Consider the following 21,462-nt stretch of genomic DNA (forward strand, 5'->3'; position numbering starts at 1 on the left):
ATTACTTTAACAATGTTAAGGTGTCAACGTGATTTTGAATCGGGAGACGATCGCGCGTGCCGGGCTTGCCCTCCTCGACGAAAAGGGCAGCGACGGCCTCACCATGCGGGCATTAGCGGCATCCCTCGGCGTGCAGGCACCGGCGCTGTACTGGCATGTGAAGAACCGGCGCGAACTCATCGACCTCATGGGTGAGGCCATCATGAGCGATGCCCATGATGCCTTCGACGACACCTCGGCGCCATGGGATATCTTCCTGGCCAACGGCGCTCGTGCACTACGGCAGGCGATGCTGCGCTACCACCAAGGCGCCCGGATCCTGGCAGGCACCTTTGTGACCAACGCCGCCGACATGCTGGAGCCGATGCTCGATGCCATGACGTCGGCCGGGTTCACCGTTCGCGAAGCGGCCCGGCTATCCCCCGTGATCCACCACTACACAATCGGTTTCACCATCGAACAACAGGCCCGCGATGGCTCGGAATATCCGGGGCCCAATCCGTACACCGAAGAAAATCTGATCGCCAAGCTCGATCTGCAGAAGTATCCGGCGATCTCGGAGGTCTTCTCGGAGCTTTATGAGCCCGACTTCGATGCCGACTTCGAGGACGGACTCGCGATAGTCATCGACGGCCTGCGAGCTCGGCTTCGCGGGAAACGGAAATCAGCGGCTCCTCGGGTATCGGATCGCCGCTAGGACACTCAGGCTCCTCCAACTCCGGCGTTGCCGCATCCTGATCGTCAACCTTCGAGCGCGAAAAATGCTTCTGGAACCAAGGTTCCACGATCGCAGAGGGCCACCAGTTGGCCTGCCCACACAGCACGACCAGAGCAGGAATGGTGATGGTGCGCACCAGGAAGGTGTCCAGGAGCAGGCCCATGCCGATGATGAAGCCCGCTTCCACCATCGACTGCAGGTTTCCGATCAGCAGGCCGAACATCGACGCGGCGAAAATTACTCCGGCAGAGGTGATCACACCGCCGGTCGACTTGACCGTTTTGATGACCCCAGAACGGATACCGTCGGGCGATTCGTCACGGATGCGCGAGATGAACAACAGGTTGTAGTCCGCGCCCACCGCGACCAGCACGATGAACGCCATGCCCGGCACACTCCAACTCAACGGTTGTCCACCGATGAACTGGAACGCAATCACCCCGATACCCACTGCCGATGCGTACGAAATGATCACCGAACCAATGAGATACAGCGGAGCGACAATGGCCCGCAGCAGTGCGACGAGGATGAGCAGCACCACGATCACCGTCAGCACGATGATGAATCGCAGGTCGTGGTTGTAGTAGTTACGGATGTCGTTGTACATCGCCGACAATCCGGCCATCGAGATGGACGCGTCGGACAGCGTGGTGTTGGGTTGTGCGCTGTGCGCCGCATCCTGGATGGCGCGGACCTGATCCATTGCCTCGGGACTGAACGGATTCAGGTTGCTCTGGACCAGATAACGCACCGCATGGCCGTCGGCCGAGACAAACGCCGCCGCAGCGGTCTTGAAGGAGTCTTGCGTAAGTACCTGCTGAGGGATGTAGAAGCCGGACATCGATCCGGGTGCCGCATCGCGCTTGGCGGCGACCAGGAGCGTTGAGGCATCGCCCAACTGGCCGCCCATCTGCTTGGTCTGGTCCACCAGCATCTGCACACCCTCGGCCAGCTGCGCGCTGCCATCGGCCAGCGAATTGACCCCGGTCAGGACCTCGGCGAACTTCTGCTGGATGCCGTAAGAGTCGGACAGACCCAACCGGCGCAGATTCGTATCAATGGCGTTGAGCGCGGTGCGCAGCCGGGCGATGGTCGAACTGATCTGTTTGTCATTGTCGACGGCCTTCAGTTCACGGCCGAGCTCGACGATCCTGTCCCTGGTGCCATCCTGTTTGGTCTCCAGGAACTTGTTCATCTCGTCTCGCGAGGAGCGGCACGCGGGGTCCATCTCACAGGCCGGGTTGCCGACCAGCACACGGGCGACGGGCTCGATCCAGCCATACACCTCGCTGGCGCCCTCGGCGTTGGCCTCGATGGCCTCGCCCAGGGAATGCATGCTGGTGACCAGCTTGTCCACCGAGTCCAGATCGGCGAGGGTGCCCGTCCTACCGCTGCCGCGCAACTGCGCCAGCACCTCGACCAGTGCGCGCGCCGTCCCCAGTGAGTTCTTCACCGAGTTGCGGACCTCACCGAGCTTGTCCGCCAACGTATGTCCGCCCGCGGCGAGCTTGTCCAAATCCCTGGTACGCGCATCGATCAGATTCGACGCATCGCCCAGCTTCCCGCCGACCTCACCAGCCTGGTAGGACAGCTTGGCTTCCTCCAGCGGCTCACCCGTGGGACGGGTGATGCCGCGCACCTTGTCCACACCGGGGACCTGACTCACCCGCGCGGCCATCTGCTCCAGGTCGGCCAGCCCGCGCGGAGTGCGCAGATCGTGCGGAGACTTGATGTAAAGATATTGCGGCAAAGTCGAATTCACCGGGAAATGCTTCTCGATCGCGGCATAGCCCAGGTTACTGTCGGCCCAGGACGGCAGGTTCTTGCGGTCGTCGTAGCCGAACTTCACCATTGCCCCGCACGTAGCGAGGATGATCAGGATGACCAGGCTCACGGCCAGGTGTGCGCCCGGACGTTTGACGATGTTGATGCCCGAACGGTGCCAAATCTTGTTGGCATAGGCCTTTCTCGGCTTAACCCAGCCTCGGCGTCCCACCAGGACCAGCACCGCGGGCAGGAAGGTCACTGACGCCACGAACGCGATCAGGATGGACACGCTCAGCGCCGGCCCGATGGTGGACAGAATCCCCAGCTTGGTGAAGCCCATGCCCAGGAAGGTCACCGCCACCGTCGCCGCCGAGGCCGCGACGACCTTGCCTATGGATTCCAGCGCGGCGGCCACCGCGCTGTCAGAATCCATGCCCTGTTTGACGTATTCGTGATATCGGCTGATGAGAAAGACCGCGTAGTCGACACCCGCGCCCATCATCATCGCGGTCATAAAGGTCAGCGTCTGATTCGAGATACTCAGCCCCATCTGCGCCAGCCCACCAACGGCGGCCTGGGCGATGCCGAGCGAGACACCCACCACGATCAGCGGCAGCATCATCGTCACCGGATTGCGGTAGACGATCAGCAAGATGAGAAGAACCAAAGCCGCCGTGGTGATTTCGACCTTGTGCAGGTCACGCTCTCCGACCACTGTCAGATCGCCGACGGTCGCAGTGGGCCCCGTCGTGAAGGCATTCAGGGTGGTGCCTGCGGTCGCCTCTTTGATGATCTTCAGGGCGCCCACGTAGGCCTTGCCGGATTCGGGGGTGGCAAGCTCGCCCTGCAACCCCACCGGCAGGTACCACGCCTTGCCATCGGTGCTCGACATCATCTCGCGCAGCATCGGTTTGGTGATGAAGTCCTGCACCATGCTGACGTCGCGGGTGTCCTCACGCATTCGGGCCGCGAGGACTCGATAGGTCTGCTCGTCGGCGGGGGTCAGCCCGTTCTCGTTGGTGAGGACGATCAACAGAATGTTCTGTGCACCCGACTCTTGGAACGATTCGACCATCTGCCGCGTGGTCTCCATGACGGGAGCGTCCTTGGGCAGCAGATCGACGGGGTGCTCCTCGATGGCCTTCTGCAGAGAGGGCGCGGTCAGCGCCAAGACCGCGGCCAGTGCGATCCATACCCCGATGACGGCGACAGGAGCCTTCCGGACGATCCGAGCGATCAGTCCGTAGATGCCACCTGTGTTGTCCGCCACGACTACTCGATCACACCGCGCATACCGAAGTCCTCAAGCGTCTCGGTCAGCAGATTGGTCAGGTCAGCGCGTGATTCGATCACACCGGGTTGGTAGCCGACAACGGCCAGGAAGATCTTCTCGTTGACCCTCCCGGACGCGAGGAAGAGCTGTCCGTAGGTGCTCAGCACCTTGTCGGGCCGCACCCGTTGCTCGGCCAGTTTGCAGAACACGTAGTCGGCATGGGTCCCGTCGGGACGATTCACATCGGGATCCAGCGGCCCCACATTCGAGCATCCGACGGGATAATCGTTGTACTCCAGCGCCACATCGGCGAGCCGGCGTGCGGCCGCCTTCGGGATGAATGGCGTCAGCGGGAGCAGTGCCCACTTTTCGTCGGGGGTGTCCTGCAGGCCGGAGAGCACCTCCTTGGTGGCTCTGCGGATTCCGCGCAGGTCGGTGGTCAGTTCCGCCGGATCGATCGCGAACATCACCGATGTCATGGCGTTGGCACGGTGATCGCCCTCGGTGCGCTCGTTGACCGGCATGGACAACGTGACCCGGCCGTCCGGACCGAGCCTGCCCACCTTGGTGGCAAGTTGCGCGGCAAACGCGCCCACCAGCGAGTTGCTGGTACCGCCACGCTCACGTGCGTGTGTGTCCCAGTGGCTTTCGTCCAGATACACGGTCGCCGCTGGAATCTGCTCGATGTGCTCCTCGGTAGCGGGCCGGCCCGCGTGCTTGATGTCCTGGCGCCGCGAGCTCAGCATCTTGGTGGCTTTTCGAAAGGCCCGCGCGGTATCCGGCAGGTCATGCCGGGTGCGCCGCAGGTCCTCCCGCACGCTGCGCACGCGCTTGCGCGACTGCGGTGCCGCGTAACCCAGTGGGAGGTCCGCATCATTGGTGGCATCGGCGATGGCCCGGCACATGCCCACACCGTCGGCGATGCTGTGCGAGATCACCAGACTCACCGCGGTCGCACCATCGGTGAATCGGCTGACACCGAGCCGCCAGGCCGGGCCGTGCTCGGGATCGATCGGCAGCTGGGCGTGCCGGTGCACCCAATCCTGCAGTTCGTTGCGTGGCAACGGTGCGAGTTCGACATCAATGGGGTGGCACGCCGCATCAAGTACCCAGCGATGGCGACCAAAAGGCAAGCGGGAACGCTCGATTCGCCGCCCGAGCAGCCCCCGGCCCAGGTTGGCATGAAATCTGCGCAGGCGGTCGGTGTCGATATCGCGCTCGTAGATCCAGACCATCTGACTCAGTGTGGACAGCTCGGTGGCCCGCAGCCCCAGGAAGGACGCCTGATCGACGAAGTCCAGATGAGAGATCGACAGGGTTGTGCCGCGCGGCGGCGCGTCGATGCCCGGGATCGTGGCCGTCACAGCGACTCTCCCGCCGGCGACACCCCCAGGGTGGTGTAGAGCTCGTTGATCAGCCGCACACTACGAGGGTCGGCATCTGCTTTGGTCACATCGAACTGGTTCATCACATACGAGTAACCGATGCGGTGCTCGAGGTCGACAAAGGCGTACGAGCCACCGGATCCGCCGTGCCCGAAGGTCTTCTGGTTAGGACCGGCATAGCAGCGCTGATTGAGCATGTAGCCCAGGCCCCATCCATGGTTGGCGACCCGGGGCCCCAGCACGACGTCGGGATCGAACCCGCCCTGCGACACCCGCACCACATCCATGTGATCGTGGCTGAGCAACTTGCCAAGCGCCATCGCGTTGTAGAAGGTCGCCATGCCCAGCGCCGAAACGTGGGCGTTGGTCCCGGGGAACTCCAGCGCCCGCCACATCGCGATGTCCTTGCGCGCTATCTCGTCATCGGGGATGAAGTCGCCCGAGATGAGCGGGCCCGCCAGTGGGTGGTCGCTCATGCACTCGAACTCCCCAGGCGCGCCGCGGAACACATCGCGCAGGAACGGCTTGTTGACCAGCTCCGCGCACCGGTGGTGCTCGCTGTGCGGCAGCCCGACATGTACGTCGAGCCCGTACGGCTCGGCAATCTCGGTGCGCAGGAACTGCCCGAGCGTCTTACCCGTGGTCCGGCGGACGACCTCGCCCAGGATGAACCCGAACGTCGCCATGTGGTAACCCTGCGCGGTGCCGGGCTCCCACCACGGTGTCGCTCTGGCGATGTGCTCGCACACTTCGTCCCAGTTGGCGGCCTGCTCCGGCGTCAACCTGGTACGCGGCCCGATCACACCCGACCGGTGCCCGAGCACCATGGCCAGCGTGATGGATTCCTTACCGGCCTGGCCGAATTCGGGCCAGTACCGCGCGACCGGCGCATGCAGGTCCAGCACACCGCGCTCGATCAGCATGTGAACGCAGGTGCTCATCAATCCCTTGGTGCCCGAATACACCGGCGCCAAGGTGTCCTCGGTCCAGGGACGGGTGCGGGCCTCGTCGGCCCATCCGGCCCACAGATTGACGACGAGCTCACCGTCGACCCAGATCGCGACCGCCGCGCCCAGCTCGTCGTTCTCCAGGAAATTCAGTGCAAACGCGCGCCGAACATTGTCGAAATCCGGTGAGCTGGTTCCATTCACCGCGACATCAAGGCTTGTGCTCATGACGGTGCCAACCTTTCACTGCTGCTCAAATGCGGCCGCAATGCCGCGGAATCAGGAAACGAACTGTGACTGCGCGACACGCTGATACACCCTGCGAGCCACATCGAAATAGCGCGACACAGATTCACGGGCGACAGCGTTGTCGGGGAACGAGATGGTCAGGTTGGTTTCATTCTCAAACCTGTTGACCCACATACACACCTGATCGGAAGAACGGCTGTCCCCGTAGATTCCGCCATTGATGCGGTCCCATTCGGCACTGACCGGGATCTTGCGCGCATCCAGGAAAGACACCATCGGAACCACGTATTCGGGGGCGGCCAACCCCGACTCAGGACCGGCGAGCTCCAGCGCGCGCTCAAACGGAACCTTGGCCAGCGGCTGGCATTCGTCGAACGACTTCTGCGCCGATCGCGCGACCCGCGCGAAGGAGTCCTCCGACATATCCACCACGAAGGGAATGAAGCTCGCGTACCACCCCACCGACATCTGCTCCTCGGCGGTGCTGCGGGTGTCGTACGGGGTGATGCCGTAGAAGACGTCGGCGCCGTTGAGCTCGCGGTCGATCAGTGCGGTGCAGGCGAACACACCACCGCTGAACCGCACACCCGCCTGTTCGCAAGCCTTTTCGAATGCCACCGTCTGCTCGGCATCGAGCAGCTGGGCCGCGACCATGCCGCCGACGTTCGGCACAGATCGGTCGCCGAGCGGCAGGACGAAGTCGGGCAGCGTACCCCCGTTGTCCCGCGCGTACCGGAGCCAGGTCTGCACCTCGAAGGAGTCCAGGCTCATGGACTGGTTGTGCGCGCGCTCACGGGCGGAGAAATCCAGATATCCCGCGGGAGCCGGGAGTTCCAGTGCCGCCCCGTGCACCAGGCTGGCGTACATCAACTGGATCTCGACGTACAGGATGCCGGTCGACATGCCGTCGGTGTGTAGATGATCAACGCTCAGGTACACCGTGAAGTGATCCGCACGTTGAATCACCCCGAACGTGAAGCAGTCCCACGAGAGCGGAGTACCCGAGGTACGCAGCAGGTGCGCGCGGATCTCGTCGGGCCCCTGCAGCCCGTGATCCTGCGGCACGAAGTCGATGGTCTGCGGATCCTCGATCACATGCCGGACGATGTTGTCGGCCCTGTCGAACTCGAACCACGAGTGGTAGGTGTCGTGCCGTCGCAGATGTGCGTTGATCGCCGCGGTCATCGCATCGATATCGCAGACACCTGGGACATCCCAGGAACCGATTCCCAAACGGGCCATCTCGCGGTCCTGACGGGCCAGATCCCGGTACGAACGCACATGCTGGGCCTGCTGATAGCTGGGCGGCACCATGCTGGCAGGAGCCTGGGCGGCGACCTGACGGGCGCCTGGCGAAGCACTCCAGGAAATGACGGTTCCCGGCTTGGGGCGCCAATCGTGGATCGTTCCGAGTGCAACCATCGTCCCTATTCCTGTTCAGCGATCTGGACTACGAGCGTGACCATGCTCGATTTGCCTGCGACAGTGCGGACGGCAAAGACATTAATCATTGCGAGCAGCGTAGCGAATAAATATCTCGCAAAGGTACGTTCCATCAAAGAAATAGCTAGTGAACTGTGGGTAACGCCGCGTTACGCCATATGACAGCAACTTCCCGTAAGACTTACGGTAACCCAATTCCCGCAAATACAACTACTACATAGAAATACCGTATGACCTGGCCATTCATATCTGGTTACGCGAAGTATCAATAACTATGTCTGTAGTGCCAGCAGAGAACCCGCGAGATCTGGGTGATTTTTTGTGGGCCACCACGGCAGCCACCATCGTTGTGGCGTGGACCACTCCTCTGGATCGGCCACTTCTGGTAACCGACTCTAAATCTGCTGAATCTTCGGGGACACGCATCGGGCGGGCTCCGTCCGCACCGTCACGACGAGCCGTAAAACGACTACAGCCGCCCACCCCGGAGGGTGAGCGGCTGTAGTGCCGTTGAGCGGTACCTACGCGTCCAGCAGCGACGCAGGCGGGGTGAATCGGTCGCCGTACTTGGCGGCCAATTCCTTTGCACGAGCAACGAATCCAGCCTTGCCCTTACCTGCGGGGCCCTCGTACCCAACGATGTACTGGTGCACACCGCCGGTCCACGGCGGGAAGCCGATGCCGAAGATCGAGCCGATGTTGGCATCGGCGGTCGAGGTCAACACACCCTCGTCGAAACACTTCTGCGTTTCGATGGCCTCCGCGAACAGCATGCGGTCGATGAGGTCCTGCAGCGGCGGGTTGGCCGCGTCAGCACCCGATCGGGTGTTGAACGTCGTGCGCAGGCCGGGCCACAGCTCGGTGCGCTTGCCGTCCACGTAGTCGTAGAAGCCGGCACCACCCAGACGGCCCGGGCGTCCCGCATCCACCAGGGTGTCGATGACGCCGCCCGCCGGATCGTCCGGCAGATCCTTGCCCTCGGCCTTGGCCGCCTCGACGGTCTCCTTGCGGATCTTCTGCATGAGCGTCAGGTTCAGCTCATCCGACAGCTGCAGCGGCGGCGCCGGGTATCCGGCCTGGCTGCCGGCCTGCTCGATGGTCGAGGGCTCGATGCCCTCGGCCAGCATCGCGACGGCCTCGTTGACGAACGTGCCGATGACGCGCGAGGTGAAGAAGCCACGGCTGTCGTTGACGACGATCGGGGTCTTCTTGATGGCCAGCACGTAGTCGAACACCCGGGCCAGCGCCTCGTCCGAGGTCTTCTCACCGCGGATGATCTCCACCAGCGGCATCTTGTCGACGGGCGAGAAGAAGTGGATGCCGATGAAGTCCTCCTGGCGCTTCACACCCGCGGCCAGCCCGGTGATGGGCAGGGTGGAGGTGTTGGAGCCAAGCAGCGCGTTGGGCTCGACGATGTCCTCGATCTCCTGGAACACCTTGTGCTTGAGCTCGGTGTTCTCGAAGACCGCCTCGACCACGAAGTCGACGCCTGCCAGGTCGGCCGGATCTGCGGTCGGGGTGATCTTGGCCAGCAGCGCAGCCGACTTCTCCGCGGTGGTCTTGCCGCGCGAAAGAGCCTTCTCCTCAAGCTTTTCCGAGTAGCCCTTGCCCTTCTGGGCCGCCTCGAGCGAGACGTCCTTCAGCACGACGTCGTAACCGGCCTTGGCCGAGACGTAGGCGATACCGGCACCCATCATGCCCGCGCCCAGCACACCGATCTTCTTGATCTCCTGCTTGGCGATGCCATCCGGACGTGACCCGCCGCCGTTGATCGTCTGCAGGTCGAAGAAGAACGCCTGCGTCATGTTCTTGGCGACCTGGCCGGTGGTCAGGCTGGTGAAGTAACGGCTCTCGATACGGCTGGCCGTATCGAAGTCCACCTGGGCACCCTCGACCGCGGCGGCCAGGATCGCCCGCGGGGCCGGCATCGGCGCGCCCTTGAGCTGCTTCTTCAGGTTCGACGGGAACGACGGCAGGATGGCCGCCAGCGCCGGCGTGGAGGGGGTGCCACCGGGGATCTTGTATCCCTTGACATCCCAACGCTGCACGGCCTCCGGGTTCGCCTTGATCCACGCCTTGGCGGCGGGGATCAGCTCGTCGACGGAGCCAACCAGCTCATCGATCAGGCCGACTTCCTTGGCCTTGGTCGGGTTGAACCGGGTGCCCTGCGCCAACACGGTGACGAAGCCGTTCTGGATGCCGAGCATGCGGGTCACGCGGGTGACGCCACCGCCGCCGGGCAGCAGACCCAGCGATACCTCGGGCAAGCCAATCTGAGATCCCTTGACATCGGCCGCAATCCGGTGATGGGTGGCCAATGCGATCTCCAGGCCACCACCGAGGGCGGCACCGTTGATGGCGGCCACGACCGGACGACCGAAGGTCTCCAGCGTGCGCAGGTCCTTCTTGATCTCCTCGACCTCGTTGAAAGCCTCCTGGGCGTTCTCCGGCTGGATCTGGATGATCTTGGTGAGGTCACCACCGGCGAAGAAGGTCTTCTTGGCGCTGGTGACCACCACGCCGGTGATCGAATCCTTCTCCTCCACAAGGCGCTTGACGGCCGCAGCCATCGACTGCTTGTAGTCGTCGTTCATGACGTTGGCCGAACCGTTGGGGTCGTCCAGGGTGAGGGTGACGATGCCGTCGGCATCCTTTTCCCACTGAATTGTGTTTGCACTCATTGGTTCTGGTTCTCCCTACACTCGCTCGATGATGGTGGCCACACCCATGCCGCCGCCGACGCACAGGGTGATGAGGGCACGCTTGAGGCCGCGACGCTCCAGCTCGTCGACCATGGTTCCGGTGATCATGGCACCGGTGGCGCCCAGCGGGTGGCCCATGGCGATGGCGCCGCCGTTGACGTTGAGCTTCTCGTCCGGGATGTTCAGGTCCTTCTGGAACTTCAGGACCACCGAGGCGAACGCCTCGTTCAGCTCGAACAGATCGATGTCGTCCACGGTCAGCCCGGCGCGGTCGAGCACCTTCTGGGTGGCCGGAGTAGGTCCGGTCAGCATGATCAGCGGCTCGCTACCGGTGGTGGCAGTCGCCACGACACGGGCACGCGGGGTCAGACCCTGCGACTTGCCGGCTTCTTCGGAGCCCACCAGCACCAGGGCGGCGCCGTCGACGATGCCCGAGCTGTTGCCGCCGGTGTGCACGTGGTTGATCTTCTCGACGTAGTGGTACTTGATGCGCGCAACATCGTCGAAGCCGCCGAGTGCGGCCAGGCCCTCGAACGCGGGCTTCAGCTTGCCCAGGTCCGCGGCCGTGGTGCCCGGACGCATGTGCTCGTCGTGGTCCAGGATGAGCAGGCCGTTCTGGTCCTTAACCGGCACAACGGACTTGGCGAAGTAACCGCCGGACCACGCGGCTGCCGCACGGTCCTGCGAGCGAGCGGCGTAAGCGTCGACGTCGTCACGGGTAAAGCCTTCGATGGTGGCGATCAGGTCGGCACCGATGCCCTGCGGCACGAAGGACACGTCGTAGTTGGTGGCCGGGTCCGAGGCCCAGGCCCCGCCGTCGCTGCCCATCGGCACGCGCGACATCGACTCGACACCACCGGCGAGCACCAGGTCGTCCCAACCGGAACGGACCTTCTGTGCGGCGACGTTGACTGCTTCCAGACCGGAAGCACAGAAACGGTTGAGCTGAACGCCACCGACGGTATCGGGCAGGCCAGCGGCCAGCACCGCGGTGCGGGCGATGTCGCCACCCTGATCGCCCACGGGGGCAACGACACCGAGCACGACGTCGCTGATCAGGTTCTCGTCCAGGTCGGGGAAACGGCGACGGATCTCGTCGATCAGGCCGACCACCAGGTTCAGCGGCTTGACCTCGTTGAGGGCGCCGCCGCGCTGCTTGCCGCGAGGCGTGCGGATGGCCTCGTAGATGAATGCTTCAGTCATGGGTATACGTCCTTATAGGGGGTGCGTATGGGGCATGTGGTGCAAGTGCCGCAGCCTTGTGACGCCGGGTTGACTCCGGGTCAGTTTCGCCGAGACAGCCTTACGTTAGACCAGGGTGGCGTCCCCATGGTAAGCAGCCCTCCCAACCCGTTGGTTGGGAATCTGATGCCGGTACGCTCGAAGTGTGCTGCGGACTCGGTCTCTACCGCTAAGACGCGTGGTCATCGGCGCCATTGCAGTTCTCGCAATATTCGCGGTGTGGATGGGCTGGTACTGGCTGGACGCAAGGACTATCCACTGCCCCGCGGCCTCGCCACCGCCTGCCGCCTTCACCGAACGCGCGGCCCTTCCTAGCTGCGGGGCATACAGGTTCGTCCGGCAGGACCTGCCCGCCGCACAGCGCGACTGCATGAACAACGCCAGAGCCTCGGGCCGTGGCGGTGAACTCAAGATCGTCGAATCCACTACCGAGGGCGATCCCATCACGACGTATTACCGAGTGTTCTCGCGCGACCAGAGGGTGGAGGTCTTCGTCGACTTCAGCGCGGACCAGTTCGGCAATGGCCGCTGGAACCACTTCTTCTGCTGGGCCGCACCGCTCAATTACCCCGGCGACCCCAGGTGCGACTCACCGTCAGACCAGCCCGACCGATAGGCCGTCTGGGGTGCGACCCCCAAGCGGGCACGCGCTGTGCGGTGCTCTTCGACGAGATTTCGCCGAAACCTCCCGCTTTTACACCGTGGGCGACAAGCCTGAAGCGATGCTCACACGACTCTGCATCGCGACGGCGACCTTGGCGGTTGCCGCCGCCGTGTGTCCGCCGGCAGCACAGGCCGAGCCGGAACCCCTGTCCCCCGACACCGCATTCGAGCAGCGCGCACCGCTGCAGAATTGTGGCCGCCTGCGCATGCTGCCGCCCTCACACGAGATCCCCCCGAACTATCTGAACTGCATGCGTCAGGCCCGCGCGGCGGGCACCGGTGCGGAGCTGAGGACCACCGTCGCCAATTTCTTCCTCGAGGACACCACCACCTACTACCGGGTGTACCGGGCGGACCGGGATGTGGAGGTCTTCGTGGACAACCGGGACCGTGGCAATCCCGGATTCAGCCACTACTTCTGCCCGATACCGGATACCGACCTGTCCTTCGAACCGCCCAGCTGCTAGGTCCGCCGGTAGGCTGCCCGGCATGAAGCCGGGTAGCACCGAACACGGGCCAGCGTGAACCCGAAGACCGTCAAACGATTGCGCCCCTTCGGCGCAACGATCTTCGCCGAGATGTCGGCCCTCGCCGTCCAACACGACGCAATCAATCTGGGCCAGGGTTTCCCCGACGAAGACGGGCCCGCATCCATGCTGGACGCGGCACAGCAGGCCATCCGTTCGGGCCTCAATCAGTACCCGCCCGGGTTGGGTGTTCCCGAACTGCGCCGGGCCATCGCCGCCGACCGACTCGCCCGCTATGGCGAGGAACTCGATCCGGATACGCGGGTGCTGGTCACCGTCGGCGCCACCGAAGCAATCGCGGGTGCGGTCCTCGGCCTCGTCGAACCCGGCTCCGAGGTCATTTTGATCGAGCCCTACTACGACTCGTATGCCGCCGTGGTGGCCATGGCGGGCGCCGTTCGCGTCCCGGTGCCACTCGTTCCCGACGGAGCGGGCTTCGCATTAGACACCGACGCGCTCGCGGCCGCCATCACACCCCGGACCGCGGCACTGATCATCAACTCCCCGCACAATCCAACGGGCAAGGTGTTCACCGACTCCGAATTGGCACGGGTCGCTGAGCTGGCGGTCGAACACGATCTGCTGGTCATCTCCGACGAGGTGTACGAGCGATTGCTCTTCGACGGGCGCACCCAGACACCCATGGCCAGCCTGCCCGGGATGGCCGATCGCACCGTGACGATCTCCAGCGCCGCCAAGACGTTCAACTGCACCGGCTGGAAGATCGGCTGGGCTTGTGGCACACCAGAGTTGATCACGGGCGTGCGCGCCGCCAAGCAGTTCCTTTCCTACGTCGGCGGTGCACCGTTTCAGCCGGCCGTAGCGGTAGCCCTCGACACCGAACAGGCCTGGGTAAAGAATCTACGAGAGTCCTTGCAGCGCAGGCGCGATCGTCTCGCTGAGGCGCTCACCGGCCTGGGCTTCGAGGTGCACAGCAGCCACGGCGGGTACTTCATCTGCGCAGATCCACGCCCCCTGGGATTCAGCGACAGCGCAGAACTTTGTCGGCGCCTACCGGAAACCGTCGGCGTAGCGGCGGTTCCGGTAAGCGCCTTTTGCGACCCCAACACCGACACGGCCAATCAATGGAATCACCTGGTGCGGTTCACCTTCGCCAAACGTGATGCGGTGATCGACGAGGCAATATCCCGCCTGGCGCGGCTAGGAGGTTAGTCCCGTCGCGATCGTGTCGGGACGCTGCCGCGCCCTGGCCAGCCCCGGCAGGACCTTGATGAACTCGGTGATCTCTCCCACCGCCCGCCGGGCGTCCGGGTTGGTCGCCGCGAACACCTGGAACACGTGAATGGCGCGGTCGAAAATCTGCAACCGCACCGGAACTCCGGCGGCGACAAGACGTTCCGCCAACAGCTCGGAGTCCGGTCGCAACGCTTCCTGCGAGCCGACCTGCAGCAGGAACGGCCCCAGTCCGGTCAGGTCGGCATCCGCCGGGCATGGCCCCGGCTCGCGTGCACCGTTGCGCAACAGGAACACGTCGTTGATCATCTTCAAGAAGTCGACGGGGAACATGGCATCGCCGACGCGCTTGGCGGCAGCATATTTCGGCTCCATGTCGTTGTTGGTCGCCGCCGAGATCAGCACGCATCCCGCGGGCGGCGTCAAGCCCTCATCGCGCACCGCGAGGGCGGTCATGGCCGCCAGGAAGCCTCCGGCCGAATCGCCTGCGAGCACGATGTTCTCGGGGGCGACGCCCTGACTCAACACGTAGCGGTACGCATCGACACCGTCGGCGACGGCATCTTCGACCAGATTGCGCGGGCACAACCGGTAACCCACGCTCAGCGCCCGTGCACCGGAGTCACGCGCGATATGGCTGACCAACGGGCGATGGCTGTTGATCCCCAACGCGATGAACGCCGACCCGTGGAAGTAGATGACCACCGGCGCGTCCGGCCCCGGTTCATTCTTAGCATTCCACGTCCATTCGGCCGCGCAGTTCGGCAATTGCACAGGCTCCGTGCGGGTTCCGGACACGCCTGGCATCCAGCCCATGAGACGTTCCAGTCCGTCGTATCGCCGATTCAGCAGAGCGTCAGGGAACCGGCGGTTGACGGCCAGCATCAGCCGGGTCAGCGCATAGAGCCCCGGCTTACCGACTGCCTTGAACAGATAGGTCTCGGCCACCGAATGCCAATTGGCCTTGCCCATCCATTCCGGCCCCGCGTATGTGACGGCGGCGGCCAGCCGGGATTCGGCGGCGTGTCGGGCAGTGGTCATCAAGCCTCCTCATAGCGTCATTGCTCGGGATGAGACTACCAGTACCTAGTACCGACAATCTCGGCTAAGTCACCAGCCGATATCGGCGAGCTCGGTCGTGTCCTTCGGCGGCGCCTCGATGGGCCCGCTCGGCGTCCGCGAGAAGCGCGGAGCCGGCGCGGCCTGGGTCACGCCGTTGACATCGGTGATGGTGCCGCGATCGCGAAGGTGCGCATTCTGCTTGGCCTCACCCCAGGTGAGCACCGGTGACACGCAGGCGTCGGTACCGATGAAGATCTCGGTCCATTCGTCGCGGGTCTTGGTCTTGAACGCATCGTCGAACAGCTTGCGCATCTCGGGGTAGCGCGCCTTGTCGAGCTGGAACGGAACGCTCTCGGGGTCCAGCCCCAGGCCCTGCACCAAAATCGCGAAGAACTGTGGCTCGATGGATCCCACCGCCATGTACTTGCCGTCGGCGGTCTCGTAGGTGCCGTAGAACGGCGCACCGCCGTCGAGCAGCCCCGACTCGCGCTCGTCGAACAGCAGTCCGTTGTTGTACATCGTCCATTGCATCTGAGCCAACTGGCTGACGCCGTCGACCATCGCGCCATCGATGACCTGCCCCTTGCCCGACTTCTCGCGCTCATACAGCGCGGCCAGGATGCCCTGCACCAAAAGCATTGAGCCACCACCAAAATCCGCGACGAGGTTCATCGGCGGCATCGGTGGGCGGTCCTTGTAGCCCATCGACCCCAGCGCGCCGGTCAGCGACAGGTAGTTGATGTCATGGCCTGCCCGGTCGGCCATCGGGCCGGTCTGACCCCAGCCCGTCATTCGGGCGAAGATCAGCCGCGGGTTGCGCTTGGCGCATTCCTCGGGTCCGATCCCGATTCGCTCGCACACCCCGGGCCGGAAGGGATCCAGCAACACATCGGCCTTGTCGACGAGCGCCAGCAGCGCCTCGGGATCCTTCTTGACGTCCAGGTTGACCAGGCGCTTACCGCGGTGAAACAGGTCCGTCTCCTCGGCGGGGATGGCGAGACCACCGGGACGACGCACCCGAATGACGTCTGCCCCCAAGTCGGACAACATCATCGCCGCATGCGGCCCAGGGCCGATACCGCCGAGCTCGATCACCTTTACGCCCGCGAGAGGGCCTGTCTTGACGCCAGTGTCACCCATGAGGGTCACCCTAGCCACTCAACCCGTTGGTTGGGAAGTGCGGCTAGAGAGACGAGGAGATGGCCGGTGACGACGTCTGTGTGGGCGCCGGGGCCGGGGTCGGTGTCGGGAAGTTGGGGATCACCGGTCGCGACGTGCTCGGGGCGGCCGGAGCATCCGAGGCCGGTGGGGGCGCGGGCGCCGGCGTGAACTCGTAGGCCGGCAGCGGCGGAGGTGGCGGATCATCGTCGCCCTCACGCCAGTGCGTCGAACGGTACAGATCAATCACCTTGCCCAGATCATGCAGGCGCAGCGCCGGTGGGCGGCCCCCACGCGCGTCCCGAATGCGCTGCGCCTCCCACGCGACGAGGCATTGCGCCGTCGGCGTGTTGTACAGGCTTTCCAGAAAGGGAGTCAACGCCTTTGCGAGATCGCCCTCGGCCTTGAGGACGTCGTTCCGGTAGGGGCCGTAGTAGGGCAGGATCGCCTCGAGAACGCGCACCATGACGGTCTGGAACCGGGTGACGAACTGGTCGATCGCCCACGGATGCCGCGAGAGCAGCGGGGAGATCCGGGCCAGCACCGGACCCATCATCTTCAGGATCGGTTCATACGCCGTAGCCGGAGCGAACGCCTCGGACGAGAACACACCCGCGGCCGGAGCCACATCGATCAGCGAGGCCAACCCGCCCTGCTCATCCGGACCGGGCGCCGGCCAGCCGAAGGGGCAGGGCTGTGCGACGGATATCGGAAGCCCGCGGTCGGTCACCGAAGGCAGTGCACCAAACGGTCCCGCAGCCTGACCCGGTGGATGCGAAGGCACCTGAGGCCGCGGCAGCGGCGCAATCAATTGCGGCCCCGGCGGGGGTACCGGGATCGGGATGGCACCTTCGGGAATCGATCCGTCGCGGTTCACGATCTGGTATCCGACGATGGGTGCACGCGCAGGCGAATACGAGAGCTGGGTAATGGCGGCCACGCTGCCGATCACCGTGATGGCAGCGAATGCCCTTACGGCTATCCCGAATACGCGTTCCTTGGTGGACCTGCGGCCAACGGAAGCAATCGGAGCAGCGATCGGAGCAGTCTCTTCTGCTGGTGTCGAACTCATCGGTCTTTCACCACGCCTTCGAGGTGCCAGACTCCCGTGAAGCTGTTGAACGGGCCACCCACAATGAGACTCGTCCAGTCGAGAGTGAACTTCTTGGTGTCCTTGTCGTATGTACCGGTGGCTTTAGGGCTTTCGCCGTCCACAGAATCGCGGCCGACCCAGCGCCCGGCCACGAACTCCCACACCTGCTTGGCGCGAGCCTCGCCGGGGATCTGGGCCTGCTCCTTGGGTTTCGGCTTGGGCGCGCCCTGGTTGAACTCCTGGCGGTTCCACGAGGCGGCCCATGCGGACACGTCCGCCGAAATCTGGTCACCCGCCACCGTGGCCGAGGGCGCCGGCAGCTCGCGCTGAGTCTGCGGGTCGATCTTGTTGGTGGAGATGCCGAACTCGATATTGAAGAACTTCGTCGGCTGGGTGACGCGGGCCGCCAGCGAGTACCCGGTGGCCTCATCGAACGCCGGATCCGGCTCACCCTGGTAGTCGCCCAGTACCAAACCGCCATCTGCGCCCGGCGAGAGCAGAGTAGCTGCCCCTTGCGGCACAGGAGAATTCGCATTGGGCATGAACGGACCCTCTTGGGGGTTACCGCCCGGCTGCACCATCTTGAACCAGGTGCCGCTGAGCTTGTTCCCCTCGATCTTGCCGGGCTCCAATGCCAGCAGCCCGGTGAGCGGAGACTCGGTCGGCTTCTCCGATCCACAGGCCGGAGCCGTCACCAGCACCACGGCCGCCAGCGCTACACCAAATGTGCCGCGCGTCATCGTTTTCTGGGCCACCGTGCGGCTCCTTTCACGTCAATAGCGGCAGCGGCCGCCAGTACACCGGGCACGAGGAAGAACCACCCGAAGTAGTCGAACGATCGGAATCCCAGCGGGGCCGTGATCCGATCGAGCGCCACCACCCTGCCGAAATTGTCGACGTTGTCGGCCATCACCCCGATCAGCGAAGCGAAATCCGCTGTCATGGGCTGCCATTGCGAAACGAACGCGTCGATACCCGGAACCGCGTGGGCCGAGTCATGCTGCCGCAAATCACCCAGGAACTGGGTGTCCAACTCCCCTTCCGCCGCGACCAGCACCACGAAGTGCCGCTGCACCGCGGCCACCCGCTCGTGGGTCATGATCGGGGTGAATGCGTCGATGAGCTGCGCACCCGCCGGGGCACGGGAGAAGAGCCCGTCCGCGAAGGGCACGGCGATGAGAACCGCCGCCGCGAGGATCGCGAGAATCCGCGCACCGAAAGCTTTTTCACCGTTGCCGGTACGGCGAAGTCCCCACACACCGGCACCTACCAAGACCAGTCCCGGCACCGCCAGCAGGAACGGCAGCACGTCGAACGGGCCCACGGCGCGCAACTGCCCGTAATTACCCACCTGACCCTCGACCGCATCGAGCAGACCGTTCATGTCCTGACGGATCGACGGATACTGCGCCACAAAGGTATCCAGTCGCTCGTAATGTCCTCCCGCGATCGACTGGGTCGCCTGCACATCGGTACGGGCGGCGTCGACGGTATCGAGGTAACCGCGGAACTTAGCGATCACCTCCGACGACACGTAGGGCCGGAACTCGGTCAGCAGCTGCTGACCGCCCGCGGCACGTGTGAACATTCCGGTGACCACCGGCAACGCGAACAGGAGCACACCAAGGGCGATGAGCGCGACAAACCGCCACCGGGGTCGCGGCGCCGGTCCGACCTCGGCGACAACAGCCTCCTCACCGACGATGTCGGCGTAAGAAGGCAGGGTCGGCTGAGACGTCTCAGCCAACCGCTCAGCGGCCACGGCTGAAGATCCGCTCCCCCACCACAAACAGGATTCCGCCGCCGATCGCCACGAACACCAACAGGGCAATGACCCATGGCGGGGTGATGGTGCGGGGATTGTCGTCAACCGGCAGCGCGATGAGCTGCTGGCCGGCCGACAGCGGTGGCGGTGCCACCACTTGTTGCCCAGCTTGCACGACAACCTGCCCAGGGGCCGCGGGCGCGGCCACGGCGGGAGGCGCATCCGCCGCTGCCGGTGGGGCACCCGGCGGAGGAGGCGGCGGCGGTTCGGCCACCGCGGCGCCACCGGGGCTGCCCCCGACCTTGCCGACCAGGTGCCATAGTCCGGTGAAGTCGTTGAAAGGACCGCCCACGATCTGGCTGGTCCACTCGACGATGAATGCGCCGGTGTTGCGGTCGTAGGTGCCGGTCACCGGTGTGGTCTTACCGGGAAACGCGCCACCGGGTTTGGGCGATCCCTGGTTGAACACCTGGTTGTTCCAGGTCACGCCGAAGGCACTGAGGTCGCCGCCGAGCTTGTTGCCACTGACGGTGATCTGGGGCGTGGCAGTGCCCTGGCCGGTCTGCGGATCGGTCTGGTTGGACGCCGTGGCAAAGCCCACGCCGTAGAACTTCACTGGCTGAGTAATACTGCCGGACACCGCATTTCCATTTCCATCGAATGCGTTGCCGGGCTGCGGCTGATACTCACCGGACTTCAGGCCACCATCGGTACCGGGCGCCAGCAGGGTGACCGTGTTATCCGAGCAGGTGGAATCGCCGTTGGCGAGGTAGGGGCCGGAGGCGTCACCCGCGGGCAAGATCATGCGGAAGTAGGAGCCCGTGGCGCGACCCTCCGCGCAGCTGCCGGGAGTCAACGCGAACAGGCCGTTGAGCGGGGTGGCCGTATCGGCCACTGCCGGGTAGGCGGCAGGCGACATCGCCGCGGCTGCCACGACGAGGGCGACCGTCGCGCGGCGGGTGAGATGCTTAATCATCGGCTTCCTATTGGACTGTTGCTCTGACCCGTAGCACGAGCTGGGAACGGCGCAAACGTATGAAGGTCCCACCCCAGCGTCAATGGCAACGTCCAGTAAACGGCGTCCCGCCTGGTGACGTTCTCGCAGGTGGTGGGCGTGCAACCCGGTGCCCGCCCGTTCGATTCACCCCGAGCCGATTGCGATCACGTTCGTATATCGACGTCGCGCGATGGTAGTTTGCTCGGCATGGCAACTGCCGGATGGCGCGTCATTGCCGCGCTGCTGACGCTGCTGGCACTTGCCGGGTGTTCTCGCAACCAAAGTCCGCCACCCGCCGCCCCGCCGACATTATCTCCCGACGGGTTCCCGCTCAGCATCCCCCACCGGTACGGCGGTGCGTTCCTCGCGACACGACCCAATCGCGTCGTCACCCTGGGATGGAACGACCAGGATCTGGTGCAGTCGTTGGGCACTAAACCCGTTGGTGTCCGGTCCACCCTGCCGGAGTACCCGATGTACCCCTGGGTCGTTCCGGAGGTCTCCTATCCCCCCGTCGTCTCGGGCTCGGAACTGAACTTCGATGCCATCGCGGCCGCCAAACCCGATGTCATCCTGGCCACCGGCGCCGATATCGACAGACCCAGTTACGACAAGCTGGCAAAAATCGCGCCGACCGTGGTCTCGGAAGATCGAGTCGATCGCGCCGAAACACCTTGGTATACACAGCTCTTCACCATCGGGCGAGCCCTGGGCAAGTCTGATCGGGCGCGCATGCGATCCGAAGAGGTCGGGACTCGGTACAACCAGATACGCACCGGACATCAACATTGGGTCAACCGCACGGCCGTGGTCGATTGGGTAGCCGACGGACAAGGCACCTTCCTCTTGGGTTTCCGCGACCCACGCCGCGCGGTGTTCGACGGTCTGGGGTTCCTCAGCCAGCGATACTCCGGCCCGGTGCCCGATAACGAGCTGAAGGCCAAGGCCGACGAGGACCTCCTGGTGGTGGTGGGAGCCACTGAACAGCAGGCGAAGTCCACGAACGGTCTCGCCGATTTGCGTGCCGTCACCGAGGGGCGCGCTGTCTACATCCCCGCGGACAGCCCGGTGGTGAGCGCCCTTCGGCTCGGAGGCCCACTAGCCCGGATCTATGCCCTCGAACAACTGACACCCCAGCTCGAAAAGGCCCTGAAGCCACCCCCTCCGCGATAACCGCCATCCCTCGTCGCATTGGTGTCCACGTAAATCTGTGGCCGCCATCACTGCCGTGTTACGGTCCTATCGCTCGATTCAATCAATTGATAGAACCGCGTCGG

General features: G+C 64.4%; 17 protein-coding genes. 5 read left to right on the forward strand and 12 right to left on the reverse strand.

Annotation, left to right across the window (positions count from 1 at the left end):
• Nucleotides 1-28: 28 nt before the first annotated feature.
• A complete protein-coding gene (locus tag AOT83_RS26110; RefSeq protein ID WP_057965679.1) occupies nt 29-697 on the forward strand; it encodes a TetR/AcrR family transcriptional regulator C-terminal domain-containing protein in 669 nt (222 codons plus the stop codon).
• Here the strand turns inward: AOT83_RS26110 and AOT83_RS26115 are convergent.
• The 6 genes from AOT83_RS26115 to AOT83_RS26140 all read right to left on the reverse strand — a co-directional run bounded on the left by AOT83_RS26115 (nt 624) and on the right by AOT83_RS26140 (nt 11,687).
• On the reverse strand, nt 624-3,755 hold the full coding sequence (locus tag AOT83_RS26115) for an MMPL family transporter (protein ID WP_057965678.1): 3,132 nt from the start codon (nt 3,753-3,755) through the stop codon (nt 624-626). The two genes, AOT83_RS26110 and AOT83_RS26115, sit on opposite strands and share 74 nt — an antisense overlap.
• Before the next feature lie 2 nt (nt 3,756-3,757).
• Complete coding sequence (locus tag AOT83_RS26120; protein ID WP_030094305.1) at nt 3,758-5,122, reverse strand: hypothetical protein; 1,365 nt, start codon at nt 5,120-5,122, stop codon at nt 3,758-3,760.
• On the reverse strand, nt 5,119-6,318 hold the full coding sequence (locus AOT83_RS26125; protein ID WP_030094304.1) for a serine hydrolase domain-containing protein: 1,200 nt from the start codon (nt 6,316-6,318) through the stop codon (nt 5,119-5,121). Before AOT83_RS26125 ends, AOT83_RS26120 begins: the two co-directional genes overlap by 4 nt.
• A gap of 51 nt (nt 6,319-6,369) precedes the next feature.
• Nucleotides 6,370-7,761 carry a condensation domain-containing protein gene (locus tag AOT83_RS26130; RefSeq protein WP_057965677.1) on the reverse strand — a complete coding sequence of 464 codons (1,392 nt, stop codon included), beginning with the start codon at nt 7,759-7,761 and terminating at the stop codon, nt 6,370-6,372.
• Between the two features lie 542 nt (nt 7,762-8,303).
• Nucleotides 8,304-10,463 (reverse strand): 3-hydroxyacyl-CoA dehydrogenase NAD-binding domain-containing protein, encoded by a 2,160-nt coding sequence (locus AOT83_RS26135; RefSeq protein ID WP_030094302.1) that lies wholly within the window; start codon nt 10,461-10,463, stop codon nt 8,304-8,306.
• 15 nt (nt 10,464-10,478) lie between these two features.
• Nucleotides 10,479-11,687, reverse strand: a complete 1,209-nt coding sequence (locus AOT83_RS26140; protein WP_030094301.1) for an acetyl-CoA C-acetyltransferase — start codon at nt 11,685-11,687, stop codon at nt 10,479-10,481.
• 217 nt (nt 11,688-11,904) lie between these two features.
• Between AOT83_RS26140 and AOT83_RS27975 the strand changes: the two genes are divergently transcribed.
• The 3 genes from AOT83_RS27975 to AOT83_RS26155 all read left to right on the forward strand — a co-directional run bounded on the left by AOT83_RS27975 (nt 11,905) and on the right by AOT83_RS26155 (nt 14,089).
• A complete protein-coding gene (locus AOT83_RS27975) occupies nt 11,905-12,342 on the forward strand; it encodes a hypothetical protein (protein ID WP_057965676.1) in 438 nt (145 codons plus the stop codon).
• 106 nt (nt 12,343-12,448) lie between these two features.
• Nucleotides 12,449-12,856, forward strand: coding sequence for a hypothetical protein (locus tag AOT83_RS26150; protein ID WP_057965694.1), 408 nt, complete (start codon nt 12,449-12,451; stop codon nt 12,854-12,856).
• 54 nt (nt 12,857-12,910) lie between these two features.
• Nucleotides 12,911-14,089 (forward strand): pyridoxal phosphate-dependent aminotransferase, encoded by a 1,179-nt coding sequence (locus AOT83_RS26155; RefSeq protein WP_057965675.1) that lies wholly within the window; start codon nt 12,911-12,913, stop codon nt 14,087-14,089.
• On the opposite strand, the gene AOT83_RS26160 is transcribed toward AOT83_RS26155, so the two are convergent.
• The 6 genes from AOT83_RS26160 to AOT83_RS26185 all read right to left on the reverse strand — a co-directional run bounded on the left by AOT83_RS26160 (nt 14,078) and on the right by AOT83_RS26185 (nt 20,164).
• On the reverse strand, nt 14,078-15,151 hold the full coding sequence (locus AOT83_RS26160; protein WP_057965674.1) for an alpha/beta hydrolase: 1,074 nt from the start codon (nt 15,149-15,151) through the stop codon (nt 14,078-14,080). The genes AOT83_RS26155 and AOT83_RS26160 overlap by 12 nt on opposite strands.
• 69 nt (nt 15,152-15,220) lie before the next feature.
• A complete protein-coding gene (locus tag AOT83_RS26165; RefSeq protein ID WP_030094296.1) occupies nt 15,221-16,312 on the reverse strand; it encodes a CaiB/BaiF CoA-transferase family protein in 1,092 nt (363 codons plus the stop codon).
• Nucleotides 16,313-16,355: 43 nt separating this feature from the next.
• A complete protein-coding gene (locus AOT83_RS26170; protein WP_057965673.1) occupies nt 16,356-17,402 on the reverse strand; it encodes a hypothetical protein in 1,047 nt (348 codons plus the stop codon).
• A complete protein-coding gene (locus tag AOT83_RS26175) occupies nt 17,399-18,163 on the reverse strand; it encodes a hypothetical protein (protein WP_030094294.1) in 765 nt (254 codons plus the stop codon). Before AOT83_RS26175 ends, AOT83_RS26170 begins: the two co-directional genes overlap by 4 nt.
• Nucleotides 18,160-19,011 carry a hypothetical protein gene (locus AOT83_RS26180; RefSeq protein WP_232783261.1) on the reverse strand — a complete coding sequence of 284 codons (852 nt, stop codon included), beginning with the start codon at nt 19,009-19,011 and terminating at the stop codon, nt 18,160-18,162. The genes AOT83_RS26175 and AOT83_RS26180 overlap by 4 nt, the downstream gene beginning before the upstream one ends.
• Before the next feature lie 163 nt (nt 19,012-19,174).
• Nucleotides 19,175-20,164: a hypothetical protein gene (locus AOT83_RS26185; RefSeq protein ID WP_030094292.1), complete on the reverse strand. Its 990-nt coding sequence runs from the start codon at nt 20,162-20,164 to the stop codon at nt 19,175-19,177.
• A 228-nt stretch (nt 20,165-20,392) separates the two neighbouring features.
• On the opposite strand from AOT83_RS26185, the gene AOT83_RS26190 reads away from it, so the two are divergent.
• Nucleotides 20,393-21,358 (forward strand): ABC transporter substrate-binding protein, encoded by a 966-nt coding sequence (locus AOT83_RS26190; protein WP_030094291.1) that lies wholly within the window; start codon nt 20,393-20,395, stop codon nt 21,356-21,358.
• Nucleotides 21,359-21,462: the final 104 nt, after the last annotated feature.

The organism is Mycobacteroides sp. H001 (assembly GCF_001440005.1).
Taxonomy (GTDB): Bacteria; Actinomycetota; Actinomycetes; order Mycobacteriales; family Mycobacteriaceae; genus Mycobacterium; species Mycobacterium gwanakae.

Excerpts from the sequence above, each read along its gene's own strand:
- AOT83_RS26125 (WP_030094304.1), bottom strand. The coding sequence starts at position 6,318 with ATGAGCACAAGCCTTGATGTCGCGGTGAATGGAACCAGCTCACCGGAT.
- AOT83_RS26130 (WP_057965677.1), bottom strand. The coding sequence starts at position 7,761 with ATGGTTGCACTCGGAACGATCCACGATTGGCGCCCCAAGCCGGGAACC.
- AOT83_RS26135 (WP_030094302.1), bottom strand. The coding sequence starts at position 10,463 with ATGAGTGCAAACACAATTCAGTGGGAAAAGGATGCCGACGGCATCGTC.
- AOT83_RS26140 (WP_030094301.1), bottom strand. The coding sequence starts at position 11,687 with ATGACTGAAGCATTCATCTACGAGGCCATCCGCACGCCTCGCGGCAAG.
- AOT83_RS26150 (WP_057965694.1), top strand. The coding sequence starts at position 12,449 with ATGCTCACACGACTCTGCATCGCGACGGCGACCTTGGCGGTTGCCGCC.
- AOT83_RS26160 (WP_057965674.1), bottom strand. The coding sequence starts at position 15,151 with ATGACCACTGCCCGACACGCCGCCGAATCCCGGCTGGCCGCCGCCGTC.
- AOT83_RS26165 (WP_030094296.1), bottom strand. The coding sequence starts at position 16,312 with ATGGGTGACACTGGCGTCAAGACAGGCCCTCTCGCGGGCGTAAAGGTG.
- AOT83_RS26170 (WP_057965673.1), bottom strand. The coding sequence starts at position 17,402 with ATGAGTTCGACACCAGCAGAAGAGACTGCTCCGATCGCTGCTCCGATT.
- AOT83_RS26175 (WP_030094294.1), bottom strand. The coding sequence starts at position 18,163 with ATGACGCGCGGCACATTTGGTGTAGCGCTGGCGGCCGTGGTGCTGGTG.
- AOT83_RS26180 (WP_232783261.1), bottom strand. The coding sequence starts at position 19,011 with ATGTTCACACGTGCCGCGGGCGGTCAGCAGCTGCTGACCGAGTTCCGG.
- AOT83_RS26185 (WP_030094292.1), bottom strand. The coding sequence starts at position 20,164 with ATGATTAAGCATCTCACCCGCCGCGCGACGGTCGCCCTCGTCGTGGCA.
- AOT83_RS26190 (WP_030094291.1), top strand. The coding sequence starts at position 20,393 with ATGGCAACTGCCGGATGGCGCGTCATTGCCGCGCTGCTGACGCTGCTG.